14 protein-coding genes are annotated in these 19,938 nt (G+C 54.2%); 8 read left to right on the top strand and 6 right to left on the bottom strand.

What is annotated here, in order from left to right; translation table 11 throughout:
• Positions 1-5 precede the first annotated feature (5 nt).
• The gene (locus tag Pla22_RS16445) at positions 6-1,334 is read right to left on the bottom strand and encodes a PLP-dependent aminotransferase family protein (RefSeq protein ID WP_146515911.1); all 1,329 of its coding nucleotides are present in this window, start codon (positions 1,332-1,334) and stop codon (positions 6-8) included.
• 350 nt (positions 1,335-1,684) lie between these two features.
• Between Pla22_RS16445 and Pla22_RS16440 the strand changes: the two genes are divergently transcribed.
• The 4 genes from Pla22_RS16440 (at position 1,685) to Pla22_RS16425 (ending at position 7,781) form a co-directional block, all read left to right on the top strand.
• On the top strand, positions 1,685-4,564 hold the full coding sequence (locus Pla22_RS16440) for a hypothetical protein (protein ID WP_146515910.1): 2,880 nt from the start codon (positions 1,685-1,687) through the stop codon (positions 4,562-4,564).
• Positions 4,565-4,604: 40 nt separating this feature from the next.
• Entirely contained in the window at positions 4,605-4,835 is a 231-nt protein-coding gene (locus Pla22_RS16435; protein WP_146515909.1) for a hypothetical protein, read from the top strand.
• Between the two features lie 119 nt (positions 4,836-4,954).
• Positions 4,955-5,851 (top strand): DoxX family protein, encoded by an 897-nt coding sequence (locus tag Pla22_RS16430; protein ID WP_242632102.1) that lies wholly within the window; start codon positions 4,955-4,957, stop codon positions 5,849-5,851.
• Between the two features lie 70 nt (positions 5,852-5,921).
• Positions 5,922-7,781, top strand: a complete 1,860-nt coding sequence (locus Pla22_RS16425) for a Gfo/Idh/MocA family oxidoreductase (protein ID WP_146515907.1) — start codon at positions 5,922-5,924, stop codon at positions 7,779-7,781.
• Between the two features lie 414 nt (positions 7,782-8,195).
• Here Pla22_RS16425 and Pla22_RS16420 read toward each other — a convergent pair whose 3' ends face one another.
• A complete protein-coding gene (locus Pla22_RS16420; RefSeq protein WP_146515906.1) occupies positions 8,196-8,459 on the bottom strand; it encodes a hypothetical protein in 264 nt (87 codons plus the stop codon).
• Between the two features lie 443 nt (positions 8,460-8,902).
• On the opposite strand from Pla22_RS16420, the gene Pla22_RS16415 reads away from it, so the two are divergent.
• The gene (locus Pla22_RS16415; RefSeq protein WP_146515905.1) at positions 8,903-10,171 is read left to right on the top strand and encodes an HD-GYP domain-containing protein; all 1,269 of its coding nucleotides are present in this window, start codon (positions 8,903-8,905) and stop codon (positions 10,169-10,171) included.
• Positions 10,172-10,271: 100 nt separating this feature from the next.
• Here Pla22_RS16415 and dcd read toward each other — a convergent pair whose 3' ends face one another.
• Both dcd and Pla22_RS25860 read right to left on the bottom strand, forming a co-directional pair.
• On the bottom strand, positions 10,272-10,856 hold the full coding sequence (dcd, locus tag Pla22_RS16410) for a dCTP deaminase (RefSeq protein ID WP_146515904.1): 585 nt from the start codon (positions 10,854-10,856) through the stop codon (positions 10,272-10,274).
• A gap of 100 nt (positions 10,857-10,956) precedes the next feature.
• On the bottom strand, positions 10,957-11,091 hold the full coding sequence (locus tag Pla22_RS25860) for a hypothetical protein (RefSeq protein ID WP_261343146.1): 135 nt from the start codon (positions 11,089-11,091) through the stop codon (positions 10,957-10,959).
• A 96-nt stretch (positions 11,092-11,187) separates the two neighbouring features.
• On the opposite strand from Pla22_RS25860, the gene Pla22_RS16405 reads away from it, so the two are divergent.
• From Pla22_RS16405 to Pla22_RS16395, 3 genes are all read left to right on the top strand, one after another.
• The gene (locus Pla22_RS16405) at positions 11,188-12,624 is read left to right on the top strand and encodes a Gfo/Idh/MocA family protein (protein WP_146515903.1); all 1,437 of its coding nucleotides are present in this window, start codon (positions 11,188-11,190) and stop codon (positions 12,622-12,624) included.
• A 120-nt stretch (positions 12,625-12,744) separates the two neighbouring features.
• Positions 12,745-15,321, top strand: a complete 2,577-nt coding sequence (locus tag Pla22_RS16400) for a DUF1592 domain-containing protein (RefSeq protein ID WP_146515902.1) — start codon at positions 12,745-12,747, stop codon at positions 15,319-15,321.
• A 47-nt stretch (positions 15,322-15,368) separates the two neighbouring features.
• Positions 15,369-16,796, top strand: a complete 1,428-nt coding sequence (locus Pla22_RS16395) for a DUF1552 domain-containing protein (protein ID WP_146515901.1) — start codon at positions 15,369-15,371, stop codon at positions 16,794-16,796.
• Between the two features lie 241 nt (positions 16,797-17,037).
• Here the strand turns inward: Pla22_RS16395 and Pla22_RS16390 are convergent, their stop codons facing one another.
• Positions 17,038-18,177: a M24 family metallopeptidase gene (locus tag Pla22_RS16390; RefSeq protein ID WP_146515900.1), complete on the bottom strand. Its 1,140-nt coding sequence runs from the start codon at positions 18,175-18,177 to the stop codon at positions 17,038-17,040.
• A gap of 38 nt (positions 18,178-18,215) precedes the next feature.
• Positions 18,216-19,676, bottom strand: coding sequence for a GntP family permease (locus Pla22_RS16385; RefSeq protein WP_146515899.1), 1,461 nt, complete (start codon positions 19,674-19,676; stop codon positions 18,216-18,218).
• Positions 19,677-19,938 lie beyond the last annotated feature (262 nt).

Below are 19,938 nucleotides of genomic sequence, written 5' to 3'. Positions count from 1 at the left end.
AGAAATTACGATGCCAATAGTTCGCCGAGCTTAGCGTCCGAGGCTGCATTTAGCCAACGCAGATCGACTTTGACGAATGTTTCGTCATGAGTGGTCAAGATGGCGGGCATGTCCTCTCGCAATGACTGTGACCACTCGGCGGCTGACTTACTTTGGTGTCGGATGCACAATTGACGCGAAGGCACGACCCAGCGTCCCTTGGGGGTTAAACGAGCATCGTCCGCGGTGACTTGGCACGACGCAATAAGATCCGATCCGCTAAGCCGCGTTGCCAAACGTTCAGCTCGGTCCTTCAAATTCGCTTCAGAGGTTTGCAACCGAGCGATCGCAGGTGAAACGTCCACCGACGAGCCGTCTATTTCAATTGCCACAGTCGTCATGGCCGTCGTCGCATCGGATGCACGTAACACTCGCCATGCAACCGACGAGGTAATAGCGTCGATCAAATCGGCTCGGCCGATCAATATTCCGCTAGCGGGGCCACCTACCAAACCATCACCCGGAAGCACGACCACGTCGATTTTATCCGCCAACAAAGCCTCGGCTGACAGAATCGCAAACGACGGATCCACCTTGTTATGAATCAATCCAACGGGAAGAACGGCGACTTGGATCGCTTCCTTGTCTTGCAGATCGAACGTCTGAAGAGGTTCGCTGCCACCATCGGCAACAACGACGCAAGCACGTTCGACCGACGAAAAATCGGCAGCATCGCGATGGTTCGAACTGCCGACCTCCATCACCGTTGAGCGCAATCCCGCAACCCGAACTCCAATCGACGAAAGGGATTCAGGAAGCGATTGGCCGTCGGGCAGCCGAACACAATCGCTCCGATGTACTGCGATGGTTCGAGAGTCCGAAAACGTTGCTACCGATGCTACGGCAGCCGCAAAACTTGAACTGATCGCGGCGCTTACTGGTTTACCCGATGGGTGGCTAATATCCGCAACGGCTTTCTGCAAACGGCGATGCAGACGCTCGGCCAAAACGTCGCCGCGAAGCGTGTCCCCGGCCATGACTTCGCGTCCAATTTCAAACACGGGGTCGGCCAACGCGAGTCCGTCACCCTGATCGGTAATCAACGTGCCCGTGGCGTTGATCATCGGAACTGCAATTTGCGTGTGTTTGCGAGCCCACTTTTCTACCGATTTTCGTCCGACTTCGGCGCTTCGCATGACGGCGTCGATCCCGCGTGCAGCGGTGCCCGGTAGTTCCTGAAGGATCTCAGTCGCCTGGGTCTTGATCTTTTCGATGGTCTCGGGCTGCCGAGCACGGTCAGCAACCTCATTCAGGCTGCGACGCAAAAGTTCAACGGTCCAACTGGGCAATGCCATATAAATTTCCGACAGACGATTCGAAGAGAATTTGAGGGGGGGCGATTCGCCGAAGGAACGAATCCCAGCAACAGCTCGGCCTCAAGTATTTGTACCTTACTATTGTACTATCCACGGTCCACGTCGTCATTGATCCCTCGTCGGTTGTGGTACGATAGTTCTCTTGAGGTCATAGTTCACTTGAGGTCATAGATTACTTAGGGTCATAGATTACTCAGGGTCCTGGGATTTCCGTTCATGTACCGCTGGTATCTTAGGTCTGATGCTTATGGATTTGGCGGATCTTCCCACTCGATTTCACAGAGCTTTCACCGGAATAGCCCGGTTTCTATCAGGACGAAAAGGCGAGCATGACGAGTAAGGGCGTCCAAACAGGGATTTTGTTTGTTGTGATGGTCATGGCCATCATGGTGGCCGCCAACTTGCCTTATGAGTTCGCTCAGCTCGACGAACAGGGCGGCGGGGTGATGTCGCAAAGCGCTCCGCGTTTCTTGCCATCGCCAGAAATGCCGGTAATGGCCGGTTGGCCCTTTCGATATTCCGTCTATTACAACGAAGACATCCAACTGTTCGGTAAGAACGAAAACTTCGCAAACGGTGCGTATCGAGTTTGGTCACTACCGAAACTGCTCGCCAACTTGTCATTGTTCGTTCTCGTCGCAGCGTTTCTGTTTGTCATCGTTCAAATTCGCGAGCGAAGGATCTTTCGGTCATCACGACCGCGAGCCACGCGTGCATTCTTTGACTTCGCGTTTGCTGCTTCAATCATCGCGGTTCCAGCTTTGGTTCTTGGCAACTTCTATTGGGTGCGTCAAACGCATGTCCAAACGATGCTGTCGTTGTCGGAAAAGTGCAGCATGGAAGAGTCCGTCTGGGTTCCTCGTGCGTTTGCCAGACATGTTCCGTCCTACATCCGCCCGATGTTCTCGCGACTGCGTCGCATCCGCGCTTATCGTTTGCCCGACGAAGAGCTCCGCATTGTTTCGCAAGTCAAGACGCTCACGGATTTCGAAAGCATCGATGGGAAGTTTGATGGCGAACTCCTCAGTCGGTTTCGCGACCATACGCACCTTAACTCTGTGCGCTTGACCCGGCATGTGCTCGACAGCGACGATTTGCAACGCATCGCATCGTTGCCCTACCTTCGAAAACTTTCGCTCAACCGATCAGGGTTCACCGACGAGGCGTTTTCGCAGCTCAATTCCTGCCAAGGGATCACTCACCTCGACGTTGCAGAAACTCCGTTGACTCTTTCGACCATCAACAACCCTGGATGGTCCCAAAGTGTTGAAACGCTTTACTTGCCACGTCCCCGATCGGGCAAAGCAGACTCATTGAAAATTTCCGGTTGGCCCAGGCTGTCCAAGATCTTTGTTTCGCGTCGGCAAAGGGTTTCCAATGAGCAAGTTCTTGAGCTTGATTTTCGTGACCTGCCGAGCTTGCAATCCATTCGACTGGACCGTTTGCAAAAACATTCGCTGACGTTGATCAACTTGCCGGTTCTGCGAGAAATCGAGGACGCTCCGGAAATGGAATCGGCAATGGCGATGTCTAGCTTTTCCGAGAATCAGTGGCTGGCCGGTTCCTTGTGGGTAGTCTCGGTCAATCTGGATGGACTTCCCAGCCTTAAGTCGTTGGATCTACATGTCAGCGACCTCGAAAAAATCTCGCTTGGCGATCTTTCCAATCTTCAAGACTTGGCACTTGGGGCGTACCAGATGTCGTCTCAGCAAGGTTTAAGGAAGGCCGACGCGGATCCTGAAGTCTGCCAAGCGATCATTACCATGTTGAGCGAAGGTACCGGTCCGACTTCGGTGTACTTCAATTCTCTTCCGCTGGGTGATCTGGATCTTAGCTCGCTTTCCCAAAACAAACGCATCCGTTCGCTGTCCATTTCCGAATCAGGGATCTCGTTCGAGCAAGTCAAATCACTCGACCAGATGGACGAACTCACGTCGCTGTTCATCGCAGGTTGCTCACTGGCCGATGACGGCGTGGCGTGGATCCTGGACCACTTCCCTAAGCTCAAGCATCTGAACGTCGAATGTGGTTTGCTGAAACGACTCGACATTGCTTCGCAAAACCGATTGACGAAGTTCAGTTCGCCAGCACTCGAAGAAATCGAACACTTTCGGATCTTGGATCAACCGCTATTGGAAGGCGAGTTTCGCATCGCCAACACACCAGAATTGATGCAGATCCTCAACGCGCCTAAATTGAAGGGGCTCGCTTTCGAGCAACCTTGGCAACCGAATTTCAAGTTGTCCGGACTTCGAGACATCGAATGGTTTGCCGCGGGGGGGCGAGCTTTCAATGACGAAATGTTGGATGTGGTCTTAGTGTGCCCTCGCTTGGAACGATTGACCGTTGCTTATCCGACCCTTTCGCCTGACGCGCTGCGAAAGGTGGGGGAAATTCCGCGAATGACGATTCTTTCCTTGCCCGGCGCGGGTGTGACGGATGAAGTGACCGCGTCGTGGAGTCGCCTTAGCACGCTGTGGGAGGTGAACCTGGATGACAACTCGATCGGTCAGGGAACATTGGCGTGGCTTGCTGGGATTCCTTCGCTGCGAACTGCATCGCTGAATCGAATCTCGTTTGATGACGAAACCCGCGCGGCCTTGCGAGAACTTCGCCAAGTCACCAATCTGTCGCTGCAAGACGCGGACCTTGATGCCGATGCCCTTCGCCCGCTGCTTCGGAATGACGCATTGGAGTTCTTGGACCTGTCGGGAGTGCAATTGAGCGATGACATGGTCACCGAACTCAACGCCAACAGGTCGCTAAAGATTCTGCGGGTCGCGGATTGCGGTCTCAGCGATGAACAATCGACGCGACTTACCGAAAGTGACCCGGGTCGATACGTGATCTTCCATAGAGAACGCCCCACCGAACGATTTCTAACGTCGAGCATGGTGGCCGATCTCGAAGACTTGGCACCCGAACGATTCGCCAAGCAATTGAGACAACTCGCATCCGCCGCCCATGCAGCCGAAAGTTCGGGACGGGATGCCGATCCCAATCAACTGACGGAAGAAGAAGACAACCTGCTTGATCCCGACGTACATGTGGGCCCCCATCGGCGTCAGCGGCCATTTCGAATCGTCGGTCGCAATTTCGTCAAATCGGTCGTCGCCCCGGATCGAGGTCGGGTCGACGTCGTCGTCTTTCGCGATGTTCCGCAAGACGAGCCTGAGAAAACGGTAACGGCCAAGACCGACCTGCCTTGATCTCAGCCCTGCCTAAAACTTACCTCGATTTACCTCTGCCATGGTCCTTAGCCGAACAACCGTTTCGGCTGACTTCACCGCTGCGGGCTACTTGATCGCGCCGACTTACGTCACCGTCCACGGTTGGCTGATGGTCGCGATTGGCACGACCGGGTTGGAGTGGATCGATGGCCTGGTTCGAATGACCGAACGGACTGGGGCGAATTTTTTTAAACCCACCGTGCTTTCAGTTGCCATAGTGGTGCAGTCTGCGGTTTCTCGTGTAAGCTAAGGGAATCAGGTCCTCCCTCCCTCCCCCTCCCATCGCCAGGTCGTTTCTTCGTGCGAAAGCTTCTGTTGTTCCCCCTCCGTCTGAGTGTTGGCTGGGGCCTTTCGCCGCGGCTTCTCGGTATGACTGCTATGGTCATGCTTGTGCTATTGCGGCTCACTATAGGTTGGCATTTCTTTAGCGAGGGCGTTGATAAGCGAGACGCGGGCAACTGGTCCGCGGCTCCTTTCTTCGCAAACGCTCAGGGTCCTTATGCGAACCACTATCGCAACCTCGTTTGGGACGCCGATGGTCAATACCGGTTGAACAAGGAGGCCATCAAATACACCTTCGCGCTTTATCGCGATCAAGTGAGCCAACATTACGGATTCACCGACGAGCAAAAGGCTAAGGCCAACCTGAATTACATCGAAGCAGTCAAACAATACGATTGGATCGTGTCAGAGAACGCAGGTGACCTAGAGGAGTTTGAACTCGGTCGCCAACGAATCGCGAAACTCGACAACGATTCTGGCGAACGAAGTTTGCGCGACGGAGTGGATAGCTTGGGCGGACAACGAGAAACGATTCGTAGAGAGTGGTTGGGTAAGGCTAAGCCAACGTTCGATCAGATCGAAACGCTCTGGAAAAATTACGAGGGTGACCAGCAAGCACTCGCGACCGACGATCAGCTCGCTGCGAATTCTAGTATTGAGATGATCAAGCCGCGGACGGGGGAAATCGACACGAGTGTCATCGATCGTATCGTCCCCTACTTCGACATGGCGGTCGGTTTGTGCCTGTTGATCGGATTCATGACTCCGCTGGCCTCGCTTGCTGCCGCTGGATTCTTGGCATCGGTGTTCCTTAGTCAGTATCCACCGACGACGGGACCTGGATCGTCAAATTACCAACTCATCGAATGCATGGCGTGTCTCGTGCTTGCTTCCACTGGAGCTGGTCGTTTTGCGGGACTTGACTATTTCCTTCATTTGTTCGTTCGACGTAGCGAAGCCGAGGTGGATAGAGACGACGAATAATCTCGTTTCCATTGACGCAGCATCAAACTATTAAACACACAACATTTCCCCACCCTTAAGGTGTCCTTTCATGGTCGATAAACTTTCCGCCGACCAGCGCGAAGTTGGCAAACATAATTACTACAGCGCCATCGGCAGTTACTACGACGTTAACCGACGCGACTTCCTACGCGGCATCGTGGCCGGTGGTGTCGCTACTGGTGCTGGTCTTGGTGCGGCGTATTTTGGTTACGGCAAGGTCGACAAGCCCGTACGCATCGCGGTCATCGGTACCGGCGATGAAGGGAACGTGTTGATCGGTGGTTGCAACCCTGACTACGTCGAAGTGAAAGCCATTTGCGACATTCGGCCTTTTGGTCAGCATCGCGCTTTTCACGGCGATTGGTCGTCCCCTTCGGCGCTTGGACGTCGTCCCGGCTTGATCAGTGTTGCTGGCTATAAAGACGAAGCAGAAGCACGACGCAACGTGAAGGTCTACGACGGATCCAACGGCGGCATCATGGCGTGCCTGGATGATCCAGATATCGAAGCGGTGATCATTGCATTGCCACTATTCTTGCACGCTCCCGTCGCGGCTCAGGCAATGAAGCGCGGCTTGCATGTGTTGACCGAAAAACTGATGGCCCACAACGTGGCTCAGTGCAAAGTGATGTCGCGAATGGCGGCTGAGCTGACTGACCCCGCAGGCAACCCTCTGCATTTGGCGACCGGTCACCAACGTCACTACAACGTCAAATACGACAACGCCATCAATCTGATCAAGTGGGGGTTGCTGGGACAACTTCACCACATTCGAGCTCAATGGCACCGTGACAACGTTCCGGGCGCTGATAGTTGGAAGATGCCGATCCCGGGCGGCGAAAAGATGGCCAACGGGAAGATGTACAACAAGATTCTCGGCGACATCAAGAACCGCCAGAGAAAGTTCGAAGAGACGAGCGATCCAGACGAACGCAACCGCTTGCTTCAAGAGATTGCGATGTTCAAAGCTTGGGACGCAGACAAAGATGTCGATCCGTCGAAGCACGGCTATAAAGACTTCAGCCTTGGTGACGATGTGTTTACCGCAATGGAAGAACTGCACCGCTGGCGATTGTTCGATCGGACCGGTGCCGGTTTGATGGCCGAGCTTGGTTCGCACCAACTTGACGCGGTGAGCATCTTCTTGAGCTCGCTTCGCGACGATGGCAAGAAGGTTCATCCTTTGTCAGTGCATGCGGTCGGTGGACGCCACATCATGCCGAAGGATCGCAGCGTGGGCGATCACGTCTACTGCATGTACGAGTTCCCTGGCCCAGAGTACGATCCGACGTTCGGAGTTGGTTACTACGATCGCGTCGCCAACTATCCGAAGTCCGAATTCAAGAATGGTGCTTGGCAGCAAGTTGAACCGGTTCCTGGATACGACGTCGACCCGAACAAGAAGGTCGTCGTCACTTACTCGTCGATTAACGGCAACGGATTTGGTGGTTGGGGCGAAGTCGTGATGGGCACCAAGGGCACTCTTGTTCTCGATAAAGAGACGGATGTTCTGCTGTATCGCAACAGTGACACCAGCAGCAAGGTCGGCGTTGCCAAACAGGCCGGCGGCTATGCACTCGACACCAGTGCATCAGGTGACCTTACCGCTCCCGTGGCACAAGCTGCCGATTCAGGCCCGGTCAGTCGCGGATATCGCGAAGAGATCGAACACTGGGCGTATTGCATCCGAAATCCTGATAAGGAAAACCGTCCGCGATGCTACCCCGAAGTCGCCATGGGCGATGCGGTTATTGCCTTGGGCACCAACGTCGCATTGAAGAACGCCGCCGAAGGTAAGAGCGGATACTTAGAGTTCGACGAAGCATGGTTCGATATCGACAACGATGCTGTGCCAGATGGTAGCGACATCGCAGCCGAAACTGAATTCATGAAGCAACCAGTGGCCTAACTGAGTTCACTGGGTTGGGTTCACTAGCTCGGGTTCACTACCTTGGGTTCACTTGCCTGGGTTCACTACCTTGGGTTCACTTGCCTGAGTTCGCCAGTTCAGTCCGTTAGATAACCTTCGCCTCATATCAGTTGGGGCGAAGGCTTTCGGATGTTCGAGGCACAATCGTCGATTCGAGCGCGACGTTCGCCGTGCAGGCCAAAACATGGACCTTTAACCGCCATGCCATCTGCAACGCTCGTAGGTGCCTGCACGGCACTGGTAGCAACGTTATTGGCGGGTGAAGTATGCCGCGTTTGATACGCGTCGCGCCGCTAATTCCGGGACGCTGATCGACGGCCTGATCGTGTCTACCAATCTTCGACGACCAAACTTACTAGGTAGATTGGCCAGCGCCGCGCTGTCGTTCGCAACCTACTTGCGTACTGGGACGGCAACCTTGTTGCGTTCGTTACGACGAAAGCGATAGGTAGTTGCGACCGCGATACCGATCAACACAAGTGATGCGATAGCGACGGGGCCGATGAAGTGAGCAGGCTCGACGAATGAATGTAGCGGATGATCACTGGAAACGATCGCTGTGTCATGTCCAGGGTGTGCCGAAACCACGTTAGCAATGCAGGAGATCGCGACGGAGGTCACGAGCAAAGAACGACTGGGCAAATCAAAAGGTCGCATGGATGTTAGCTTTTCGCGTATGAACAACAGGGACAAACTCTCCGCCTGACTCGTCACTAGTCTATCCCAACAGCCTCGATTTGGACAGAGAACACGGGGTCATGTTTCGATCAATTGGTTGCGATTGTCAAAGATTGACGGCTGGACCGTTTAGCGCACCTGTGTGCAAGACGTTACCCATGAGGGCAAATGAGAAGCCTTTGCGAGCGTGAAATAGCGGTTTTGCCGTTCAAATTCTATCTACCAACCTAAACACCTACAAAACGCCGAAGAAACCGAGCGTGGGGTACGTCGTCATAGCCACTGGCATTTTCAGATGTCAAGTCAAAGAAGTCGACACTGCCCCCGATTCGTGCAGTGGACACTTTCCGACCACGCATCCACTTCGATGAATCCACGGTAGGCAAAACGTCTAATCCAATTTCTTTGTCAGGCGCGGCGACGTGAAATGTAAACAGGTTTCAATCGACCTCTTGGTGGTGGGCACTCCACTCGTTGCGCCGGTCATGGATCCTCGCGATGACCGAGTGAAATTGCTGTCGGCCGGCATTCCGGTCACTCAAGAATTTATCAACCGACTCAAAGAGCGTCATATCGATTCGGTGTTGATGAGCGAACGCGACTTAGCGGTATGCATGGCGTTTGAATCGGAGGGTCGCCGGACGAAAGTACCACCAGCGCTCGATTACGTGCAGTCAACCATGGTCAATGAAATGTCCGAGTACATCGATGACAAGATTGACGACCAACAGGTTTCACAAGAAATTCCAGAGACCAATGATCCACTCATAGCTCAGATTGACCGACCCATTGATTTGGCCTACGGCAGCGAGCTTAAGCGACAATGGGCAATAGAAAGCGACCGCCGAATCCAAACATCTTTGGAGGTGTTCGAGGAATCCTTGCACAGCAACACTGTGTCATTAGAGCCCTTGGTTGGCACTTGTCACGAATTGATTGAGCGTCTTGTGGAAGACCCTGATGCGTTGGTAGCCCTGGCGACGAGTCCGGCGGATTGCAACTACCCGAGTCGGCACGGCGTGCACTTGGCATCATTGGCACTAGCGATCGGATTAACAATGCGTCTCGACCAAAATCATTTGATGGATCTGGCCTTGGGCTGTCTGATCCACGACGTGGGGATGTCGGCCGTGGGAACCGCGTTCTTCGATATCAAAACTCCGCTGTCACATGGATCCATCCGTCGTCTTTCGAACCATCCCGTCAAAGCGATTGATATTTCGGCGAAGTTTGGAGGTGAGCTACCCGAGTTGTCCCGCTTGGTGCTGTATCAAATTCACGAGCGATGTGACGGCAGTGGCTATCCGCGGGGTCGGATCAAATCTCAGATTCATCCTTTGGCTCGGATTGCTTCGGTGGCAGATGCGTTTATCGGCATGGTAAGTAAGCGAAGACACCGACTTGCCATTCAGGGGTACTATGCCAACGTTGCGATCTTGAACGAAATGCAGTCGGGAAAGTTCGATGCAGCCGCTGTTCGAGCATTGCTGGAAACTGTATCGCTGCATCCGATTGGCACCTTCGTGAACCTGAGCAACGAATGCATCGGCCGTGTTTTGCGAACCGGCGGCGAAGAGTACGTGAAGCCAACGATCGAAATGTGGCACCCAAACAAGCTTGACGCAAAACCGGCTATCGTCAACTTAAAGTACGACGAAACGATTCGGATCAGAAGCGCCCGCGCGGCCTAATTCGCCCCGCACCGTAACGAACGGTACGTCGGAAGTCTTAACCACCACTGATCCAATGATAGAAGTGGTTGGTGACCGAGAACGTGATCTAGGACGTGATCTAAGTTTGTTGGGCGCCCAGCAATAGCTCTTCGAATTTCAATTCGAGTTGCCGATCGCCATCCGGATTGCCAAGCTCTTGGAACAACAGGCTCGGTTGGATGTCACGACTGTTCTGATACTTCTCGCTGCAGTATTCCGTGCACTCACCCTCAATCGTCAGATAGTAGATTTGGCAGACCTGCATTCCGGCGTAGATGCGCACGGGTTGAACGCAGTGCATTTCGATTGTCCAGGTGCCTTTGTATCCCGCATCGCCGACGCTGCCGCCGGGGTTGATGAACAATCCGAGTCTTCCGAGCGAACTTCGCCCTTGAATCATCGGAACGACCCCGTGAGTTTCGGTGTATTCGACGGTCCGGCCGAGGTACAAAATCCCTGGCTGCAGGGTCAAACCTTCCTCGGGAATCGAAATTCGGCGGTAACGATTGGGGGAAGCAGCGTCCAAAACGACTTCTTCATAGATCAGTAGTTCGTCGTGAAGCGACAGGTTGTAACTGTTCGGATTCAGGCGATCTTCCTGGTAAGGTTCGATCCGGCACTGGTTTTCTTGACGTTTGCGAATTTCGTCACCGGAAAGCAACATCGGACAACCTAGATGAAGAAGTGATGAATGAGGAATTCAGAAAAGGTGAGGAAACGATTCCTTGCGTTTGCTTCATTGTCACCCTCTGACGTACCACTCGTCAATGATTTTGGAACCGAGAGTCGAGTGTTTCGCCAAAACGGTCGGCTGGATTCCCATACAATCCATCTGGCGAAACAGTACCGAATTGGTTGGGGATGTCGATGGACACATTGGTAGGAGCCAAAATGGTCATGGGCGGGAAACTTCCCCACAAATGCTGATAACTGGTGTGTCAGATGTGTTAGGATAGTACTCCATCCCACCTCCTACCTCAGACATCCCACCCGACATGAAATCTCTGAATCGACGCACCTTTTTAGCGGCCTCTGCTGCTACTGGATTGACCACTTCCTTGGCTCCACGCGTGATGGCGTCGTCAACGGCGAACGAAGTGAACCTGGGCTTCATTAGTTGTGGCGGGCGTGCTGGTGAGCTGATGAAGCAATTCACAGCCGTCGAAGGAGCGAACATCGCAGCCTTGTGCGATGTCGATGAGTCTCGGGTCGGACTTGCGAAACAGCGATTTCCCAAGGCTGAAACATTCACCGACATGCGAAAGCTGCTCGAATCGCCTTCAGTCGATGCCGTCGTGATTGCAACGTGTAACCACTGGCACTGCTTAGCGGCCATTTGGGCGATGGAAGCGGGCAAGGACGTTTATGTCGAAAAGCCTCTATCCCATTCGCAATGGGAAGGTCGCCAAACCGTCGCCGCCGCTCGTAAGTACAACAAAATTTGCCAAATCGGGACGCAACAACGAAGCGATCCGATGCAGGCTGAGATCAAGAAATTTCTGCACGAGGAAAAAGCTCTCGGCGAGATCGAGTCCGCACGGGTCAATCGTTTCGGCATTCGCCAGCCGATCGGCAAACGCGAAACTCCGCTCGATATTGACAAGAACGTGGCCTACGATTTGTGGCTAGGTCCGGCTCAGGATCAGCCGATCTACCGAAACTCGCTTCACTACGATTGGCACTGGGATTGGAACACCGGCAGTGGCGAAATGGGCAACTGGGGCGTTCACGTTCTCGATGACCTGCGAAACAACGTGTTCCAAGATTCGGTCAAGCTGCCCCAACGCATTTTGGGTGGCGGCGGTCGAGTGGCCTACAACGATGCTGGCCAAACTCCGAACGTTCATTTCGTCTTCTTTGACACCGGATCGATTCCGGTGGTAATTGGGTTGTCGAATTTGCCCGCTAAGCCCGGATCGAAAAAGGTTGCCGGTCACCCCGGTCCAGCCAGCGGTTACATCGCGTATTGCGAAGGTGGTCGTTTCGAAGGCCAACGCGGTAAGGGTGTGGCTACGGACAACGATGGCAAGGTGATTCGAACGTTCAAAGGCGCCGGTGACATCAAACATCAAGCCAACTTTATCGACGCCGTCCGTGCACAAGATCGTTCGATGTTGAATGCCGAAATCGAAGTCGGAAATGATACGACCGGTTGGTGCAACCTAGCGAACATTGCTGCTCGAACTGGCCAGCGTTTTACGAAGGAATCCGCCAACGAAGTTTCGCATGAAGGTTGGACCGAACTGCTCGGCGAAATGGATTCCCATCTAAAGGCGCACGGTCTTCAGTTGGACAACGAACAGATTTCGCTAAGCCCGATGTTGAAGCTCGATCAGAAAACCGAGCAATTCGTGGGTGAAGGTTCCGACCAAGCGAATGAGCTTCTCAAGCGGCAATATCGTAGCGGCTACGAAGTCCCGGAAATCGTTTAGTTGCCTTGTCGCCCTTGGGGGTGCAGCACGCAAACTCTCACTTGCAGTCCGTTCGGCACTGTTTTAATGACGCTGCGAGTTTGATGTCGAAGATCATTAACTCGATTCGAGGATTGATGCGTGCGTGTTGTAGCTGGCTTGATGCTGTTGATCGCCTGGGGATTTGGACAACCCGCTTCGGCTGACGATCTGACCCGCGTTCGACGTGGATTGCAGGTCTTTTATGCGTTCGACGACATTCGATCAGGTTTGGTCGAAGACACTTCGGGCCGTGAAGACGCTATTCACTTGAGTATTGAAACGCCGGCAAAGGTCAAAACGCACGATGGCGTGATCGAAATTGTGGGATCACCGAAAATCGTCGCCTCGCTGGTAGATTCGCAGCGGCTAGCAGATCTGTTTACTGCGTCCCAGGCGATTACGATCGAGATGTGGATGCAGGTGACGGACCTGAATCAATCGGGACCTGCTCGAATAGTGACCCTTTCGCGGGACTCGTCAAGAAGGAGCGTCACGCTCGGTCAGGAACGAGATGCGATTGAGGTGCGGTTACGCACTTCCATGTCTGACGCGAATGGATTGCCGGGAACGAAAGCCAAGATCAAAGGATTAGCCAAGGGGTGGAAACACATCGTTTTCACTCGCAAGCCTAACCGTGAAGCAGCCTTGCATGTGGATGGCAAGCGAGTCGCGCACACTCACCACGCGGGCGATTTATCTGGCTGGGATCGCCAATGTCGCCTCGCAATCGCAGACGAAATTGTCGGTGGACGTCCTTGGAATGGAAAGTTGTCGATGGTCGCCTTGTTTGATCAAGCACTCACTGACAGCGAAATCAAACGAAATTTTGCGTGTGGACACGACGGTATCAACGAACCCGTCGCGGTTGCGAATCCACTGGCGGATGCCGAACGACATTTCGAACAACATATCGCTCCCTTGTTGTCGCATCGTTGCCTCGAATGTCACGACAGTTCATCTAGAGAAGGCGGACTCGACCTCTCACGAAAGTCATTTGCGTTTGCGGGCGGCGATTCGGGTGACGCTATTGTTCCGAGTTCACCGGGCGAAAGTTTGGTGTTCACGTCGGTGGAATCGGACGAAATGCCTCATGATCGGCCTTCGCTATCGAATTCAGAAAAGGAACTGTTGAAACAATGGATTCAGGATGGCGCGGTTTGGTCAGTCGACTACATCGATCCCTCGATTTACCGAGGCAACGTTAATTCGCAGCATTGGGTTCGTCGCCTGACGATGAACGAGTACATCGAAACCGTCCGTGCCACACTCGGAATCGACATTGCCGACGAAGCACGCACCGCGTTGCCTCAGGACTTGCGAGCGGACGGCTTTCGAAACACAGCTTACAACTTGACGGTCGACCTCAAGCACGTCGCCGCCTATGCAGAACTTGCCGATAAGATCATCGGCCGATTGGACGTTGATGCGTTCGCGAAACCCTATGCGATGAATCGGACTCACACGGATCGCAACATGCGTCCGTTGGTGCAGAAGATGGGCAAGCGAATTCTTCGCGGTCCACTTTCTGACGATGAAATTGCGCTGTATCGAGGCGTCGCCAGCACTGCTGCTTTGTCAGGCGCGGACTACGAGGGCGCGGTGGGATACGTTTTGCGAGCCATGCTGCAATCGCCCCGTTTTCTTTACCGCATCGAAAACAGCGATGGCAGTCCCAACGCCTACGAGATCGCAAACCGACTTTCCTACACGCTGTGGGGAGGCCCTCCGGATGACGAGCTAGTGAAACTTGCCGATGAAGGAGAGTTGTTCAGTGAAACAGTCTTGCGATCGCAAATTGATCGGATGTGGAATGATCCGCGATGCGTGGATCGGTCGATTGAGTTTGTAACGCAGTGGCTGAACCTTGATCGACTCGATCATATGAACCCCGATCGCGAACGATTTCCCGACTGGGTTTCCGACCTTGCGATCGACATGCGATGGGAGACAGTCGAAACCTTCCGCGAATTGGTGTGGCAAGACCGAAAGCCCATGGTCGCGTTGCTGAATGTTCCTTACACCTATGCGACTCGCGATTTGGCCCGGCACTATGGATTCGAGCCTCAACCGGTGCCCTGGGCTAAGTATGACTTGAGCGATGTTCCCTCCCGCGGCGGAATTTTGACGCACGGCAGCGTGCTGACCATGGGAGGCGATAATGCTTCGATGGTCACGCGAGGTTTATTTGTTTTACGCGATTTGCTTTTTAGCGAAGTGGGCGATCCGCCGCCCGGACTCGATACGACGCCCGTTCCAACTGAACCGGGACTAACGCATCGAGTGATTGCGTCGCAGCGAATTGAAAACCAGTCGTGCGGCGGCTGTCATCGTCGTTTTGAACCACTCGCGTTTGGCCTGGAAAAGTTCGATGGTCTGGGCAGTTACCACGAACAAGACGAACACGGCAACAAGCTACGTGAAGACGGCGAGATTCTATTCCCCGGAGACGCAGAACCGGTGAAGTACGAAACGGCCGCCGAGATGATGGACCTATTGGCCAATAGTGATCGCGTCGCTGCTTGCTTGACTCGCAAAGTGATCCAGTTCTGTATCGGTCGACCGCTAGATGTCGTCGATGCCCGAAGCGTTCGTCAGGTCCACGAAGCGGCGGGCGGCAAGGCGGCAACCTACCAGTCAATTGTGACTGAGTTGCTTGTCAACGGTTCGTTGCGTTAGCAGCGAGGCGAATCATCATCCATTGTTGAAACATAAAGAGGTTAGCCATGACGACGACGCGAATTCATCGCCGCACTTTGTTGCGATCCATCACGGGAACCATTGTCGGACTCCCTGTGTTAGAGGAAATGTTTTCGTCAGCCGCGATTGCTTCCGAAGCCGTTGAACCGCCGGTGCGCGCGTTCAATGTGTTCTTCGGATTAGGAATTCCTTCGCCCTTGCAATCCGAAGGGTACGACGGCGTTCTCGAACCGCTGTCGGAATTGAAAGACAAGTTGTTGATCATGCGAGGTGTGGACCATGTCCGCTGTGATCAATCAGGAATCAACGCTCACTACGACGGAGCGAGTGCAGCATTCACGGCGACACCACCGAATGGCGAAGCACGAGCTGGCGGTGCCTCGATCGATCAAGTGGTGCGGCGAAGTGCCTATCCCAACGGACAACCCGCGGGCGTTACTCCCACACTTGTCGCCGGGACTTTCTTCCGTCGATCACGAGTAGGAAGATTTGTGCACAGTTACAACGCCGACGGTTCCGTTGCCGCCACCATTCAAGAGCGTCCACGAGACTTGTTCAGCCGAGTGTTTGGATCGATGAAGGGCGAATCGAGCGACGAATCCGAAACCCGAATGAAACAGAGTGTGCTTGATGCAGTCACGGATCAATACAAGTATTTTTGCGGACCCACGTCACCGTTGGGGAACGCGTCTCGACAACGAATTGCCGATCACTTGGACCGCGTTCGCGAGTACGAGCAGCGTGCGTTTGCGGACCGAGCGCTCGATCCAGACGAGAATCGCTCAGCCGTCAAGCTTCCGCCCGCATCCAAGGTTGCTCACGGAGGAAAAGCCGACCCCGGTGGCGAAGGCTTGGACATGGCTCTCGACGAACTGACGCACGAATGGCGATTGATGGCAGACCTTTACGCGTTGGCCGTTGAAATGGATCGCGTAAGATTCGGATCGCTCACCTTCCTGGCCGCGGGTGAACGCTTACGAATGACCGGTGATTATCATTACAACAACGAGCATCGCTTTACCTTCAATGATTCCCAACAACTAGGCGCCGGAGGCAGTGGAGGATGCAGTCACGAGTTCTGGCATCGCTTCACCGAGAAAAAAAAGAACGAGGCGTTGCGTGCTCATGCTCACATGAAGATGCGCGAGGTGGCTTACTTTTTGAAGAAGCTCGATGCGGTCCAGGAGCCCAACGGAAAGTCGATCCTGCAGAATTCGATGCTGACGATTTCTACGGAATCCGGCGATGGTCGCCACAGCGACGTTAAACGAGAATTGTCCGGAGTCTTTCATGCGATCACGGAGGCGAATGGTCGTTTCAAAAGCGGAAAGATCATTGACGCGGGACGCGAGGGGATCGACATCTACAACACGATGTTGCAGCGGATGGGTGCCCAAGACAAACTGGGACCGGACGACCGCGAATTACAAACGGTCGAGTCCATCCTTGCCTAGCGGATAGATCGTTTCGGCGTGAGCTAGAGCGATTGCGATCACCTGCAAAACGCTAACGACACGCTCGGTGACCAAGTCTTAACCGATGCGCCGTCAACCATCCGGATTGAGCGTACTGACAACAGTCGCGTCATCTGAGACTGTGACGCGTAGAACGCTCATGGCCGCATCCTCGTTCCCCAAACTATGTTCAAGACTAGGTCCAAGACTAGGCCCAAAATAGACCCAGGCTACACGCAGATTATGCCCAATCCAGGCCTTCGGGAAGTGTGTTCAGGTTCACTGGTTCGCCATCGGTCACGACCAACATGTCTTCGACCCGGACGCCACCATCAGTTCGACCGTACAAGCCTGGCTCTACCGTAAACACTTCACCCTCGAGGATCTCGCCGCCTTCGGCATCTAACAAAATTGGTTCGTGCAGTTCTAGCCCCACACCATGCCCAGTCCCGTGTTGAATACTTGGTTCGTCAGTGATCTTACCGCGCGATGGTTTGTACCCGTGACGTTTGAGCACCGATTCGGAAGCTCTGTGAACTCGATCGGCCGTGTTGCCGCCGACCAGTGAATCGATGGCGGCTTGCTTTGCCTCGATGACTGCAGCATGCATCTTGATCACTTCGTCAGTGGGCGTGCCATGCACCACGGTACGAGTGCAGTCTCCCCAATAACCCGACGCGTCGTCTCTCGGGAACAAATCCACGACGACGGGATGGCCGGTCACCAATGGCCCAGTGCCGGAATGATGGCAGTCAGCAACCTGTGGAACCGTAGCAACGATTCCACCGTGACTCATGCTGCAACCGAGTTGCATAAATTCAACCGCAGCGAACTTGCGCAATCCTTCACTGGTCAACACCTCGCCATCATGCACCAGTTGGCCTTGATCGTTGGTGTCCGACCGAGCGATCCGTTCGCAAACCATTCGCATCACGCTTTCCGTATGCGCTTGGGCCTGTCTAAGTGCCATGATTTCCGCGTCCGTTTTGGTACGTCGGTCGATGACACCGTAGTTAGGGTCGTACCGAATGATGATCTCAGCCTGCTGAAGGTGCCACGCAAAAATGAACGGCAACGTTCGATCCGTCGTCACCTCTTCAATTTTGGCTCCGCGAAGGATCTGAACGGCGGCCTCGGCGGTTGCGGTTTCGCGGTCAGGACTCAGACCCGCCGGCGGTGAATTTTCGGCGGGGCACGTTACCTTGTCGGCACGCGAATGAGCGCGGACTCGATCCATTTCCAAATCTCGCACCAAGGCGATGGCTCGCTCGTCGAGCTTGATCCAAGCGGCGGGATCACCCAGCGAAACACCTAACCGGCGAAACAGCGATGCGTTATGACTGGCGTAGCCAGCCATGATGTGTGCGCGGTTGATTTTCATGCGTTCAAGAGAATTGATCGGAAGTGATTCAAAATGGCTTACACGCCAGGATAAACCATCGCGAAGAACATCGTCACGGCCAAAGCGGAAAAGCCAAGGCAGATACTCATCGGCGAGATCGTGCGTAATCCCTCTGACTCGGACATTCCGCTCATTCGGGTAATCACCCAGAACGCACTGTCGGTCATCCAAGAGATCGGCTTGCTGCCTGCGCCAATCGCCATCGCTAGATAGACCGGATGAAACGTCAGAGCCTCTGGGGTCGCAAAGCCCTGCAGGATTCCCGCAGATGTGATCATCGCGACCGTCGCCGATCCTTGTAGCGTTCGAACGGTCGCCGTGACCACAAACGCCAATGGCAGCAGCAAAATCCCGCTGGTTTCACCCGCCAGTCCCGCTACCGTTTGCTCGATGCCGGCGTGGCGAAGCATGACTCCGAACGCGCCGCCGGCCGACGTGATCAGGATGATGTTGCCCGCCGATGCGAGAGAGCGTGTCACCAGCGACCCTCGTTTGGCTGGATCGACATAGCTGATCAGCTTCAACGATGCGACTAATCCTAATGCGATAGCGACGTTCTTATCTCCCAAGGTTTGCACGATAGAAACCCAGGTCGAAGATGGCAGAGTTTCAGCCTTGACCAACCAATTAACGACCGACCCCACCGCGATCAACACGACGGGCAGGAAAATAGGCGTCAGTGAAATCGCTATGCCGGGAGCGTTTTCAAGCGACACCTCATAGCGAGATGCCAGATCGTTGTTCTCGTCTCCACCGGCAAATTGCGGATCATCAGCAACCGCGCGAAGGGGAACGTCGATCGTTCGATTGATCAAACGTGCGGCAGCCATCGAAATCAAACTGCTTAGCGAACCGATCACAAGTCCTGCAATCATCATCGTTCCAATGTCCACGCCCACGATTCCCGCCACTAACAACGGTCCTGGGGTGGGCGGAACGAGCGAGTGAGCGATCGATCCACCAGCAAGGATCGCCAAGATAAACAGCACGAGATCCTTGCCGAGGCGAGCACGTAGTGAACGAGCCAGTGGCAACATCAGGTAAAAAACCGTGTCGAAGAATACGGGAATGGCGAGTACGAACGAGCTAAGGGCCATCGCTTCGGGTGCCCATCGAGGTCCGGTCCACTTCAACAACCGATCGACGATCACCGAAGCCGCTTTTGATTCAAGCAGACATTGCCCGATCACGCTCGCTAGTGCGATCAAGATTCCGATTTTGCCGACCGTTTCGCCAAACGCGGTGGTCAGGCGGGATGCGGGTGACTGAGCCAGTAACGCTTTCGCCTGCACGTCTGTCATAGATTCGCGGGCAAGTTCGAAATTAACGAATGTCTCGATTGCTCCGCGGTCACCGAGCAAGGTGGCATCGCTCAACAATGCCACGATGAATGCAGCAAGTAATAGGGTCAGGAACGCGTGAAGTCGAAAAACAAGGATGCAAACGAGGACGGTGATGACAGCGATCAGGACAATCATGGGCGGGGCGAAGATGAGGCAGGTGGGATGAGGGTTCATGTTATACCGCGCCCGCGTGGTCAATGCTTCCTGTCACGGACAATCATTAGCACCAACAACACCGTCACGATCAGCACAGATGTGTCCCCCGCTGAAGGAGCAATCACGTCAATGCTCCAAAATGTTCACCTGTCACTAACTGCGTCGTAGAGTTGCTAGGCGGAAAACCGGTCTCGTTAAAGATTTTGTAGTCCCTATCCCCTACCGGACCCGCAACCACTAA

The sequence above is a fragment of the Rubripirellula amarantea genome (genome assembly GCF_007859865.1).
GTDB lineage: Bacteria > Planctomycetota > Planctomycetia > Pirellulales > Pirellulaceae > Rubripirellula > Rubripirellula amarantea.
Note: the sequence above shows the minus strand (reverse complement) of the source record. Positions and strands in the feature narration are given on the sequence as shown.